At 72.9% G+C, this 13,146-nt stretch carries 10 protein-coding genes; 8 read left to right on the top strand and 2 right to left on the bottom strand.

From position 1 onward, the window contains the following. Positions 1-43: 43 nt before the first annotated feature. Positions 44-1,210 (bottom strand): xylose isomerase, encoded by a 1,167-nt coding sequence (xylA, locus tag AB0946_RS18290; protein ID WP_366761612.1) that lies wholly within the window; start codon positions 1,208-1,210, stop codon positions 44-46. Positions 1,211-1,369: 159 nt separating this feature from the next. Here xylA and xylB point away from each other — a divergent pair, with 159 nt between their 5' ends. From xylB to AB0946_RS18325, 7 genes are all read left to right on the top strand, one after another. After that, positions 1,370-2,815 carry a xylulokinase gene (xylB, locus tag AB0946_RS18295; protein WP_366761613.1) on the top strand — a complete coding sequence of 482 codons (1,446 nt, stop codon included), beginning with the start codon at positions 1,370-1,372 and terminating at the stop codon, positions 2,813-2,815. A 50-nt stretch (positions 2,816-2,865) separates the two neighbouring features. Further along, positions 2,866-4,074, top strand: coding sequence for an ROK family transcriptional regulator (locus tag AB0946_RS18300; RefSeq protein WP_366761614.1), 1,209 nt, complete (start codon positions 2,866-2,868; stop codon positions 4,072-4,074). A 415-nt stretch (positions 4,075-4,489) separates the two neighbouring features. After that, positions 4,490-5,974: an APC family permease gene (locus tag AB0946_RS18305; RefSeq protein ID WP_366761615.1), complete on the top strand. Its 1,485-nt coding sequence runs from the start codon at positions 4,490-4,492 to the stop codon at positions 5,972-5,974. 76 nt (positions 5,975-6,050) lie between these two features. Next, positions 6,051-7,064, top strand: a complete 1,014-nt coding sequence (locus AB0946_RS18310) for an acetamidase/formamidase family protein (RefSeq protein WP_366761616.1) — start codon at positions 6,051-6,053, stop codon at positions 7,062-7,064. Between the two features lie 81 nt (positions 7,065-7,145). Further along, on the top strand, positions 7,146-7,745 hold the full coding sequence (locus tag AB0946_RS18315; RefSeq protein ID WP_366761782.1) for an N-acetylmuramoyl-L-alanine amidase: 600 nt from the start codon (positions 7,146-7,148) through the stop codon (positions 7,743-7,745). Positions 7,746-7,932: 187 nt separating this feature from the next. Further along, on the top strand, positions 7,933-9,240 hold the full coding sequence (locus tag AB0946_RS18320) for a GAF domain-containing protein (protein WP_366761617.1): 1,308 nt from the start codon (positions 7,933-7,935) through the stop codon (positions 9,238-9,240). 55 nt (positions 9,241-9,295) lie between these two features. After that, positions 9,296-10,819, top strand: coding sequence for an aldehyde dehydrogenase family protein (locus AB0946_RS18325; RefSeq protein WP_366761618.1), 1,524 nt, complete (start codon positions 9,296-9,298; stop codon positions 10,817-10,819). A 154-nt stretch (positions 10,820-10,973) separates the two neighbouring features. Here the strand turns inward: AB0946_RS18325 and AB0946_RS18330 are convergent, their stop codons facing one another. Beyond that, positions 10,974-11,717 carry a class I SAM-dependent methyltransferase gene (locus tag AB0946_RS18330; protein WP_366761619.1) on the bottom strand — a complete coding sequence of 248 codons (744 nt, stop codon included), beginning with the start codon at positions 11,715-11,717 and terminating at the stop codon, positions 10,974-10,976. A 578-nt stretch (positions 11,718-12,295) separates the two neighbouring features. Between AB0946_RS18330 and AB0946_RS18335 the strand changes: the two genes are divergently transcribed. Further along, the gene (locus AB0946_RS18335; RefSeq protein WP_366761783.1) at positions 12,296-13,138 is read left to right on the top strand and encodes a LysR family transcriptional regulator; all 843 of its coding nucleotides are present in this window, start codon (positions 12,296-12,298) and stop codon (positions 13,136-13,138) included. Positions 13,139-13,146 lie beyond the last annotated feature (8 nt).

Below are 13,146 nucleotides of genomic sequence, written 5' to 3' on the forward strand. Positions count from 1 at the left end.
GGGCCGGGGTGAGCGGCTGGCGCTCGCCCCGGCCCTCCTCCGTTCAGCCCCGGGCTCCCAGCAGGTGGTCCATCGCCAGCTGGTCGAGGCGTTCGAAGGCCATGCCGCGCGCGGCGGCCGCCTCCACGTCGAACTCCTCGAAGGCCGCGCGGTCGGCGAGCAGGGCCTCCAGGCCGTCGGCCGCGGTCGGCTGGGCCAGCTCGTCCAGGCGCGAGGCGCGCAGGGCCTCCTGCACCTCGGGGTCGGCGCGGAAGGCGGCCGCGCGCTCCTTCAGGATGAGGTAGTTGCGCATGCAGCCCGCCGCCGAGGCCCACACGCCGTCGAGGTCCTCGGTCCGCGGCGGCTTGAAGTCGAAGTGGCGGGGCCCTTCGTAACCGGCGCTCTCCAGGAGGTCGACCAGCCAGAAGGCGGACCGCAGGTCGCCCGCGCCGAACCGCAGGTCCTGGTCGTACTTGATGCCGGACTGGCCGTTGAGGTCGATGTGGAAGAGCTTCCCGGCCCACAGGGCCTGCGCGATGCCGTGCGGGAAGTTCAGGCCGGCCATCTGCTCGTGGCCGACCTCGGGGTTGACGCCGTAGAGCTCGGGCCGCTCCAGGCGCTCGATGAAGGCCAGCGCGTGTCCGACGGTGGGCAGCAGGATGTCGCCGCGGGGCTCGTTCGGCTTGGGCTCGATGGCGAAGCGGAGGTCGTAGCCCTGCGAGGTGACGTACTCGCCGAGGAGGTCGAAGGCCTCCTTCATGCGGTCCAGGGCGGACCGTACGTCCTTGGCGGCGCCGGACTCGGCGCCCTCGCGGCCGCCCCAGGCGACGTACGTCTTCGCGCCCAGCTCGGCCGCCAGGTCGATGTTGCGGATCGTCTTGCGCAGGGCGTAGCGGCGGACGTCGCGGTCGTTCGCGGTGAAGGCGCCGTCCTTGAAGACGGGGTGCGTGAAGAGGTTCGTGGTGGCCATCGGGACGGTCATGCCGGTGGCGTCCAGGGCCTGGCGGAACCGCTTGATGTGGGACTCGCGCTCGGTGTCCGAGGAACCGAAGGGGATCAGGTCGTCGTCGTGGAAGGTCACTCCGGCGGCGCCCAGTTCCGCCAGGCGCTGCACCGTCTCGACCGGGTCGAGGGCGCGGCGGGTGGCGTCGCCGAACGGGTCCCTCCCCTGCCAGCCGACGGTCCAGAGTCCGAACGTGAACCTGTCCTCGGGGGTGGGCTGGTAGCTCATGCCGCGGCTCCTTGCTCTGTTGCGACTATTTCGTCATGCCGGTTTACAAATTAGTATGCCGACGCACCTCTGGGAAGAGACAAGATGTCTTCGACAGCAAGGTGTCTTCGAAACCACACACCCGCACGTCCCGCGGAGCCGCGGAAGAGGGAGAGCCCGATGTCAGCAGCCGAGGGTCCGCTCGTCGTCGGGGTGGACACGTCCACCCAGTCCACGAAGGCACTGGTCGTCGACGCGGCCACCGGACAGGTGGTGGCGAGCGGCCAGGCGCCGCACACGGTGTCGTCCGGCGCCGGCCGGGAGAGCGACCCGCGCCAGTGGTGGGACGCGCTGTGCGAGGCGCTGCGCCAGTGCGGTGACGCGGCGCACGAGGCGGCCGCGGTGTCGATCGGCGGCCAGCAGCACGGCCTGGTCACCCTCGACGAGCGCGGTGAGCCGGTGCGTCCCGCGCTGCTGTGGAACGACGTCCGCTCGGCGCCGCAGGCCGTGCGTCTGGTGGAGGAGCTGGGCGGCCCGAAGGCATGGGCGGAACGCACCGGCAGCGTGCCCGGCGCGTCCTTCACGGTCACCAAGTGGGCGTGGCTCGCCGAGCACGAGCCGGAGGCGGTCCGCGCGACCCGGGCGGTACGCCTCCCCCACGACTACCTCACCGAGCGCCTGACCGGGCAGGGCACGACCGACCGCGGCGACGCCTCCGGCACCGGCTGGTGGGCGTCCGGGACGGAGGCGTACGACGAGGAGACCCTCGCGCACGTCGGCCTGGACCCGGCGCTGCTGCCCCGGGTGGTACGACCCGGCGAGGTGGCAGGCACCGTGCGCGACAGCCACGATCTGCCGTTCTCGAAGGGCACGCTGGTGGCCCCGGGCACCGGCGACAACGCTGCGGCGGCCCTGGGCCTCGGGCTGCGTCCCGGCACGCCGGTGCTGAGCCTCGGGACGTCCGGCACGGTGTACGCCGTCTCCCGGCGCCGTCCCACCGATCCGACCGGGACGGTGGCGGGCTTCGCCGACGCGCGCGGGGACTGGCTCCCGCTGGCCTGCACCCTGAACTGCACCCTCGCGGTGGACCGCGTCGCGGCCCTGCTGGGCCTGGACCGCGAAGCGGTGGAACCCGGCGGCTCCGCGACCCTGCTGCCGTACCTGGACGGCGAGCGCACGCCGAACCTGCCGCACGCCTCCGGAGTGCTGCACGGTCTGCGGCACGACACCACCGCGGGACAGCTGCTGCAGGCCGCGTACGACGGCGCGGTGCACGCGCTGCTCGGGGCGCTCGACCTCGTCCTCGACGAGGACGCGGACCGCGACACCCCCCTGCTCCTGATCGGCGGCGGGGCCCGCGGGACGGCCTGGCAGCAGACCGTGCGCCGGCTCTCGGGGCGGCCCGTCCAGATCCCGGAGGCCAGGGAACTGGTCGCCCTGGGTGCGGCGGCCCAGGCGGCCGGACTGCTGACCGGCGAGGATGCGGCGGCGGTCGCGCGCCGCTGGAACACGGCCGCGGGCCCCGTCCTGGAGGCCGTGGAACGGGACCGGGCGACGCTGGACCGGATCACCGGGGTACTCTCCGACGCGGCCCCGCTGCTGGAGCGGGGGACGGACACCGAGTGACGATCCGCCCGCGACCAGCCGGGCGGCAGACACCGAGGATCGACGGAGGCATGACCGCACCGCTGCACGAGGCGCGCCCATCGGGCGCCGGGCGCGCCCTGCCGGACACCCAGCAGGGCATGCGCCGGCGCAACCTTGCCCGGGTACTGCACGCCGTGAGCGCCGAGGGTTCGCTGTCCCGGGCGGCGGTCGCCTCCCGGATCGGACTGACACGGGCCGCGGTGTCGACCCTCGTGGACGAGTTGATCCGCTGGGGCCTGCTGGAGGAACTGGGTCCCGAGCGTCCGGGGCGGGTGGGGCGGCCCGGGTCGGCGCTCGCGGTGAGCGGGCGGGGGCCCGCGGGGATAGGGGCCGAGATCGGCGTCGACCACCTCGCGGTGTGCGCGGTCGACCTGCGCGGCGAGGTCCGCGCGCGGGCGGTGCGGCGCGGTGTCAACCGGGGCCGGGCGCCGGAACCGGTGATCGAGGAGCTGACGGCGCTGATCCAGCAGGTCGTCGCGGAGGCGGAACGCGCGGAACTCTGGCCCGCCGGGCTCGCGGTCGCCGTGCCCGGCCTGGTGGCGAGGGACGGACGGACGGTCGTACGGGCCCCCAACCTCGACTGGCACGACACCGACCTCGGTCCCCTGCTGCCGGCGCACGGGCCGCTGACCGTGGACAACGAGGCGAACTTCGGCGCGCTGGCCGAGCTGTGGCTCGGTGCCGGCACGCCGGGCGACTTCCTGCACGTGTCGGCCGAGATCGGCATCGGAGCGGCCATCGTCGTGGACGGCGGGCTGCTGCGCGGCACCCGGGGCTTCGCGGGCGAGCTCGGCCACGTGCCGGTACGGCCGGACGGTCCCCCCTGCCCGTGCGGCAGCCGGGGGTGCCTGGAGCAGTACGCGGGTGAGGAAGCGGTCCTGCGGGCGGCCGGGCTGGAGCCACGGGACGACCGGGTGGGCCTGCTCGCGGAACGCGCCGAGGCGGGCGACGAGAAGGTGCGGTCCGCGCTCCGGGACGCCGGTACGGCCCTCGGTATCGCCCTGACCGGAGCGGTGAACCTGCTCGACCCCGAGACGGTGGTCCTGGGCGGTGCCCTGGCCGATCTGTCCCCGTGGCTGCTGCCGTCGCTGGACACGGAGCTGACGGGCCGCACGGCCGGCCCGGCCTGCCCGGTGACGGTCTCCCCACTGGGCCCGCAGGGCCCCCTGCTGGGCGCCGCGCACTCGGTCGTCCGGGCGGTACTGGACGATCCGGCGATGGTGGCGGAACGCTCCTGACGCGGCTCGGCGCGCGCCGGGGAACCCGACCGGTGCGGGTCGGGTGACGGACCGAGCCCCCCGTGGATCACATCTCAGCCGCGGGGCGCTGCCCGCCCCGCCGGTGGTGCCCGGCGGGACGCCGGACACGGGAAGGATCCCCGGTCGGCTGCGGGCGGGGGGCCTCCGCGGTGCGCGGGGTGTCCGGCACCTCGCGGCCGACGCCTCGCCAGACCTCACCCGATCGAGTGAGCACGTTGTCCACAAGCCGTGACTCGTCCACGGAACGGTGGCACCCCCTTCTGCCCAACCCGCCCGAGTCGTACCGTGATTCACGCGGGGCGCAGCCGACGGATCGTCACCGAGCGGCGGGCGCGAGCGGAACCAGGAACGTGCGGGCGGCGATGGCAGCGGACTGAGACGTATCGGGGGACACATGCGCGGGGAGACGAAGGGGACGCTGCGGCGCGACGCCATCGGACTGCGCGAGGTCCTGTTCCAGAGCATCACGGCGATGGCGCCGGCCGCCGCGGTGGCGGCTTCGATTCCGTCGGGCGCCGCTTTCGCGGGCGGCAGCCTCCCGCTCGCGGTGCTCGTGGCCCTGGTGGCCTGTCTGTTCACCGCCTCCTGCGTGGCCGAGCTCGCGCGGGAGCTGCCCGCGGCCGGCTCGGTGGCGACGTACGCGGCGAAGGGTCTGCACCCGGCCGTCGGCTTCCTCGTCGGCTGGGCCTACGTCTTCGTGGAGATGCTGGTGCCACCCCTGCTCCTCCTCCAGCTGGGCTTCACGGCGGCGGGCACGCTGCACGAGGAATGGCCGGCGTACCCGGCGGACCTGTGGTGGCCGTGGGCGCTGGCGGGTGCCGCGGTGATCGCCGTCTCCGGCTATCTGGGCGTCCGCGCCTCCGCCCGCTTCGGCACCGTCCTCGGCGTCTTCGAGATCCTCGTCCTCCTCGTGTTCGCCGTGCTGCTCATCAGCAAGGCGGGCAGCGCCAACACCCTGTCGGTGTTCGGTACGTCCCACACCGCCGACGGGTACACGGGAGCCGCCGGGGTGTTCGCCGGGTCCGTGTACACGGTGCTGGCCTTCGCCGGGTTCGAGGCGGCGGCGCCGCTCGCCGAGGAGACCCGTGACCCGCGGCGGACCATGCACCGCGCGGTCCTCGGAGCGGCCGTGGGCATCGGCCTGTTCTACGTCCTCACGACGTACGCGATGACCGTCTACTTCGGCCCCGACCGCTTCGCGAGGTTCGGCGCCTCGGGCGAGGCGTCCTGGGAGGGCGTCGCCCGTGCCTCGTTCGGTCTCTTCTGGGTTCTGGTGTTCCTCGCCGTGGTCAACTCGGCCATCGCGAACGCCAACGCGAGCGCGAACGTCTCGACCCGCACGGCCTTCGCCCTCGCCCGTGTCCGCGTCCTGCCCGGCCTGCTCGCCACGCTCCATCCCCGGCACCGCTCTCCCGTGGCCGGCATCGCCCTGCAGACCGCCGTCGCGGTCGCAGCGGTGCTGGGGCTCGGCTTCGCCTACGACCCGGTGACCGCGTTCCTGCTGCTCGCGACGGTGATCGTCACGGTCGTCGTCGGCGTCTACATCGTCGTGAACCTCTCCTGCGCCGGCCATTTCCTGCGCTCCGGCCGGGCTGCCTTCGCACCGGTACGGCACCTGTTGTTCCCGGTGCTGGGCATCGCCGCGTTCGTGCCCGCCCTGCTGACGGCGGCCGGACTGCCGGTGTTCGACTTCGTGACGGAACTGGCGGCACCGGTGTCCTACGCCGGTCCGGTCGTCGGCGCGTGGATGGCCGTCGGTGTGGTCGTGCTGGTCGTGCTCATACGGCGGCACCCCGAGCGGATAGCGGAGACCGCGCGGGTGCACCTCGACGCGTACGACCCCGGCGCGGGCCGCATGGACCGATCCGTGCCGAGCTGACCACCGCTCACGTGGGGCCCCACCCACGCCCGAGTCCCCGCCCCGGGGACCACCCCCAGAAGGGAGTCACGCCACGATGACCGACCCCCGGATCCTCACCGTGCGCCCTGAACCGGACCAGTACGCGTGGACGTTCGGCGGAGCGGCGCCCCTGGCGCGGATCGCGCCCGGTACGGTCCTCGACCTGTACACGGAGGACTGCTTCGCGGGCCGGGTCCGCTCCGAGAAGGACCTGGTGTCCGAGGTCTGCGAGTTCCCCTTCCTCAATCCGCAGACCGGACCCTTCCACATCGAGGGCGCCGAGCCCGGTGACACCGTGGCCGTGCACTTCGTGTCGATCGAACCGGCCCGCGACTGGGCGGCGTCCACGACGGTCCCTCTCTTCGGCGCGCTGACCTCGACGCACACGACGGCCACCCTTCAGCCGCCGCTGCCGGAGCGGGTGTGGATCTGGCAGCTGGACCGGGCCCGCCGGACGGCCCTGTTCCAGGCGCGGGACAGCGACCTCCAGGTGGAGCTGCCCCTGGACCCGATGCACGGCACCGTGGGCGTGGCACCCGCCAACCTGGAGGTGCGCTCGGCCCTGGTGCCCGACGCCCACGGCGGCAACATGGACACGCCGGAGATGCGGGCCGGCGTCACCTGCTACCTGGGTGTCAACGTCGAGGGTGCCCTGCTCAGCCTCGGCGACGGGCATGCCCGGCAGGGCGAGGGCGAGACCTGCGGCGTGGCCGTGGAGTGCGCGATGAACACGGTGGTGGTCGTCGACCTCCTCAAGGACGTCGCCACACCGTGGCCCCGCCTGGAGTCGGACACGCACATCATTTCGACCGGTTCCGCCCGGCCGTTGGAGGACGCGTTCCGGATATCCCAGCTCGACCTGGTGCAGTGGCTGGTGCGCGACTACGGGTTCAGTGAGCTGGACGCGTACCAGTTCGCAACCCAGGCGGTCGAGTCACCGTTGGCCAACGTGTGCGACACGAACTACACGTGCGTGGCCAAGCTCCGCAAGCAGTGGCTGCCCGCGCGGGAGACGTACCGGGGCGTGCACGCCCGGCTGCGGGAGACCGCGCGGGTCCTGCGCCGCTGACGTCCCCGTCGTGCCCCCGACTCCCGAAAGCCCGCCGAACGGCATTCCCCGAGGCATCCCGAAAGGCATCCCGCCATGGACATGGACCGAGCCAGACCCCGGCTCAGCCGGCGCCGGCTGCTCAAGGGCGCGGCACTCGCCGCCGTCCCCTACGCGCTGCTTCCCGACCCGCGGGCCGGCGCCGAGGGCGCGGCTGTCGACTATCCGCCCGCGGAGTGGCAGGCGGCCAGCAGCTCCAACTACACGGTGTCCGTCCGCCCCGGCGACTACACCATCGACCGAGTGATCATCCATGTCACACAGGAGACGTACACCGACACGTTGGCCATCTTCAAAAACGCGCAGAAGAAGGTCTCCGCGCACTATGTGGTCCGCTCGGCGGACGGGCACGTCGCCCAGTGCGTCCACGAGACCGACATCGCCTGGCACGCGGGCAACTGGAGCTACAACACGCGCAGCATCGGCATCGAGCACGAGGGCTGGACCGACCAGCCCGCCTACTTCACCGACGCCCTGTACGAGGAGTCGGCGAAGCTCACGGCGGCGGTCTGCGCCAAGTACCGCATCCCCCGGGACAGGGAGCACATCATCGGCCACTACCAGGTGCCCGGAACGGACCACACCGACCCGGGGCCGAACTGGGACTGGGTGCGGTACATCAGAATGGTCAACTTCGCCTAGCCGGAGGCGGAGCCGCCGTCGCACCGGTTGTCCGCGCGAACGTCCGGCGCGACGATGGTCCCAGCCGCCGTGGCAGCCGTTGTGCCACCTCTGAGCCCGCCGCACCACCGCCCGGAGCCGCCGTACGCCGTGTCACCGTCCCGTACCCCACCGCACCACCACCGTTCCACTGTCCGGGGAGGCCGAGTTGAGCGATCCGTGGGTTGCCCTGGAGCCCGGGGCCGACCCCACCGAGCGGGTCCGGTTGCTGCGCCGGGCGCACGAGACGTTCACCACGGCGGGCACGGTGCCGCGTCCGGTGCGCTCGGTGGTGGCGGAGTCGTGGCGGCGCAGCGCGCGGGCCGGGGTCGGGCCGGACGGCGCCGCCAGCGTGGAGCTGACCGACGACGACCTCGGCGCCTACCGCGCGGAGCATCCGCTGTCCCGGGTGATGCCCCTGTTCCGGGAGTTGATGGGCACCTTCGCGGCCGACGGCGAGCATCTGCTGGCGGTGTGCGACGCGCACGGCAGGCTGCTGTGGGTGGAGGGCCACGCGGCGACCCGGCGCCGCGCGGACCGGATGAACTTCGTGCCCGGCGCCCGGTGGTCGGAGAGCGCGGTCGGCACCAACGCACCCGGCACCGCGGTCGCCGTGGACCGGCCCGTGCAGGTGTTCGCCGCGGAGCACTTCATACGGCAGGTGCAGCCGTGGACCTGCGCCGCCGCTCCGGTGCACGATCCCCGCACCGGCCGGGTCCTGGGGGCCGTGGACATCACCGGCGGGGACGGGCTCGCCCATCCGCACAGCCTCGGCTTCGTGCAGGCGGTGGCGCGGGCGGCCGAGGCGCAGCTCGCCCTGCTCGCCCCGCCGCGCGCCGCCGGGGAGGGTCCGCTGCTGAGCGCCCTGGGCCGGGACGAGGCCGAACTCGCCGTGGAAGGGCGGCGGATCAGGCTCAGCCGTCGGCACAGCGAGCTCCTCGTGCTGCTGTCACGGCATCCCGAGGGCCTGAGCGGCGACGAGCTGCTGTGCGCGCTGTACGCGGACGAGTCGGTGACGCCGGTGACGCTGCGGGCCGAGCTGGCACGCCTGCGCAGGCTCCTCGGTCCGGGGCTGCTCGCCTCGCGGCCGTACCGGTTGACGGCGGCGGTGGAGTCGGACGCCACCGTGGTCGAGCGGCGGCTGGAGACAGGGGCGCTGACCGCGGCGGCGAAGGCGTACACCGGCCCGCTGCTGCCCGGTTCCCAGGCCCCGGCGATCGTCCGGCTGCGGGAGCGGCTCGCCGGGGGGCTGCGCTCCGCGCTGATCGCGCACGGCGACCCCGATCTGCTGGCCGACTGGGCGCGGGCACCGTGGGGTGAGGACGACCTGGAGGTGTGGCGGGCACTCGCCGCGGTACGCCCGACGGCACCGGTCCGGGCCCGGCTCGCCACGCTGGAGGCGGAACTGGCGGCGCCGGCCGACCGGGCGCGGGCACGCGGCCGCGACGCAACGTACTTGCAACGTCCGCGTCCCTAACCTCGCGCCGAGAGCTGTCCAACGGCGGGCAGCGCTGCACCGGGAGGCAACCAGGATGACTCGTTACGCGGCGCCGGGCACCGAAGGCGCGATCGTCTCCTACCAGTCGCGCTACGACCACTACATCGGTGGCGCCTATGTGCCGCCGGCGCGCGGGCAGTACTTCGAGAACCCGTCACCGGTCAACGGTCAGCCGTTCACGGAGATCGCGCGCGGTACCGCGGAGGACGTCGAGCGGGCGCTGGACGCGGCCCACGAGGCCGCGCCCGGGTGGGGTCGTACCCCGGTCGCCGAGCGCTCCGACATCCTGCTCAAGATCGCCGACCGGATGGAGGCCCACCTGGAGCCGCTGGCGGTGGCCGAGAGCTGGGAGAACGGCAAGCCGGTCCGGGAGACGCTGGCCGCCGACATCCCTCTCGCGATCGACCACTTCCGCTACTTCGCCGGGGCGATCCGGGCGCAGGAGGGGTCGCTGGGCGAGCTGGACGACGACACGGTGGCGTACCACTTCCACGAGCCGCTCGGTGTCGTCGCGCAGATCATCCCGTGGAACTTCCCGATCCTGATGGCGGCCTGGAAGCTGGCGCCGGCGCTCGCCGCGGGCAACGCGGTCGTCCTCAAGCCGGCCGAGCAGACACCGGCCTCCATCCACTACTGGCTGAGCCTGGTCGCGGACCTGCTGCCGCCGGGTGTGCTGAACATCGTCAACGGGTTCGGTGCGGAGGCGGGCAAGCCGCTGGCGTCGAGCCCGCGGGTGGCTAAGGTCGCGTTCACCGGGGAGACCACGACGGGGCGGCTGATCATGCAGTACGCCTCGGAGAACATCAAGCCGGTCACCCTGGAACTCGGCGGGAAGTCGCCGAACATCTTCTTCGACGACGTGTGGGCGCACGACGACGACTTCCGCGACAAGGCGCTCGAGGGCTTCACGATGTTCGCGCTCAACCAGGGCGAGGTCTGCACGTGCCCGTCCCGGGCGCTGATCCAGCGCGGGCACTACGCGGAGTTCCTGGAGGCGGCCGTCGAACGCACCCGGCGCATCAAGCCGGGCCACCCGCTGGACACCGAGACCATGATCGGCGCGCAGGCCTCCAACGACCAGCTGGAGAAGATCCTCTCCTACCTGGACATCGGCCGCCAGGAGGGCGCGAAGATCCTCACGGGTGGCGAACGGGTCGATGCCGAGGGCGAGTTGAAGGGCGGGTACTACGTCCAGCCGACCATCTTCGAGGGCGACAACCGCATGCGGATCTTCCAGGAGGAGATCTTCGGCCCCGTCGTCTCGGTGGCTTCCTTCGACGACTTCGACGACGCTGTCAAGATCGCCAACGACACGCTGTACGGCCTGGGCGCGGGTGTGTGGACCCGGGACATCAACACCGCCTACCGCGCGGGGCGCGCGATCCAGGCGGGCCGTGTGTGGACCAACTGCTACCACGCCTATCCCGCGCACGCTGCGTTCGGCGGCTACAAGCAGTCGGGAATCGGCCGTGAGACGCACAAGATGATGCTGGAGCACTACCAGCAGACGAAGAATCTTCTGGTGTCGTACTCGCCGAAGAGGCTGGGCTTCTTCTAAGCACGAAAGGGCGCCCGACCGGCGAAGATGCCCGTCAGGCGCCCTTTTCCGGACGTGTCCTCGGCGCCGCCGTGCCGGAGCGGACGGCCACGCTCCCGGCCGCGCCGCCCGCAAGGAACCCGCATCGAGGAGGGCGCACGGGACGCCGGCCGCCTCAGCCCGCGACCTTCTCCCACACGGACACGTGCTGCCGGCTCTCGCTGGTGAACGGCTCGCGCGTCCACCCGTCCCACCGTTCCCGCGGCCGCATCCCGGCCAGCCGGGCCATGAGGTCCAGCTCGGCGGGCCAGACGTAGCGGAACGGAACGGCCAGGTGACTGCCGCGACCGTCCTGGACGGAGACGTGGTGCGAGCTGACGGACTGGCTGGCCACGTCGTAGAGGTCAAACCCGATCCGCCCTTCATCCACCCGGAACGGCACGGCGTTCTGCCCGGGCGGCAGCCGCCGCAGATCGGGCACGGCGACCTCGATGACGAAACAACCGCCGGGCTCCAGATGGGCTGCGGCGTTGCGGAAGCAGTCCACCTGGGCGTCCTGCGAGGTCAGGTTCATGATCGTGTTGTAGACGAGGTAGGCGACCGAGAAGGTGCCCTCGACCTTGGCGGTCGCGAAGTCCCCGATCGTGACGCCGATCCCGTCGCCGCCGGGCTTGGCCCGCAGCCGCTCGACCATCGCCCGGGACATGTCGATGCCGTGCACCTGGACACCACGCGCCGCGAGCGGCAGGGCGACCCGCCCGGTCCCGATCCCGAACTCCAGCGCCCGCCCTCCGTCCCCGGCCAGCTCCGCCAGCAGATCCACGGCAGGCTCCACGACCCGCTGGTCGAACATCTCCGCCGACGACTCGTCGTACGACGCGGCGACGGACTCCCCGAAGTAACCGTCTTCATCGAGCATGCCGCTACGGTACGGCGGTCGTCCGAGCGGAGCTCGGCATTTTCGGGCGGGGCGGACACCGGTCCCGGGCGAACTGATGGCTCGTCACGTCTGGGTGGCGCCCACAGGCGGATCAGGCGGGTGTCGCCGACCTCGGTGGCGGCCTCGCGGAGGAGGCGGTGAGGTGGTGCAGGCCGGGTAGCCGGCCGGGGCGAGGGCGTCGAAGCGGCCGGTGAAGCGGTCGGGCAGGGCGTCCGGGCGGTGGCGGGGCCGCCCGTGGCGATGGCGGGCAGGGTGACGACGTCGCGTACGGAGGCGATCAGGCCGGGCAGCCCAACCGGCGTGAGGGGCCGGACGCCGGGGTGAGGGTGGCGGAGTGGCCACCGGAGCCTGCGCGATGAGCGCCTCGACGCCGGACGCGCCCGGTGAGCGGGCCGTCCGGACGACGAGGCGCTGCTGACCGCACGGTTTCGATCACCTTCCTGCGGGCGGTCGGGGGCCCGTATGTGTCGCCAGGCAGCGCGCGTCCGCCTGTGAAGCGCCGGTTACGCTGGGGCTATGCACGGCAGGCATGGGTGCCGGGAAGGGACGCGGTGAGCATGGACGTCGAGTTGCGTCACCTGCGGGCCTTCGCGTCGGTGGCCCACCACCGCTCGTTCTCCCGGGCCGCCGAGGAACTGCTGATCACGCAGCCGGCGCTCAGCCGCACGATCGCGCAGCTGGAGGGCATCCTGAGCGTCCGCCTGCTCGACCGTTCCTCTCGGCACGTCGAACCGACGGAGACCGGCGCGGAGTTCCTCGTACACGTCGAGCGGGTCCTCGCCACGCTGGACCAGGCCCTCGCCGTCGCCCGGCACCGCGTGACCCTGCGGCTCGGCTTCAGCTGGCTGCTGCCCGATCCGTGGGCGCAGCGGACCGTGAGCCGGTTCGAGGAGGACACCGGAGCGACGGTCGCGCTGATCCGGACCGACGATCCCCTCCAGGCGTTGCGCCGGCGCACCGTCGACATCGCGGTGGTCCGCGGCGAGCACACCGTCCACCTGTTCGACGAGCCGCGCGTCGCCGTGTGCTCCGAGCACAACGAGCTGACCCGCCTCGGTCATCTGGACTGGGCGGACGTCCGGTTCTGGCCACTGGTGGTCAACACGGTCAGCGGTACGACCGGTCCCTGGTCGTGGCCCGCGGACCGGCGCCCGGCCCGGATCATCGAAACGGCGAACTACGACGAGTGGCTGGAGTCGGTGGCGGCCGACCGGGGCATCGGCATCGTCCCGGAGGTCGCGCGGCGCCGTACCCAGCATCCCGCGGTCAGTTTCGTCCCCCTCACGGGGGCACCGCCCAGCCCGGTGCGCCTCGTGTACTTCCCCGACTCGCAGCGGACACTGGTCCGCCGGTTCCTGGACGCGTCCCTCCGGACGGGCGCGGGGGTGACGCCGTCGTGACCGGGTGA

This window comes from Streptomyces sp. NPDC046870, assembly GCF_040704595.1.
In the GTDB taxonomy this organism is placed as follows: Bacteria; Actinomycetota; Actinomycetes; order Streptomycetales; family Streptomycetaceae; genus Streptomyces; species Streptomyces argyrophylli.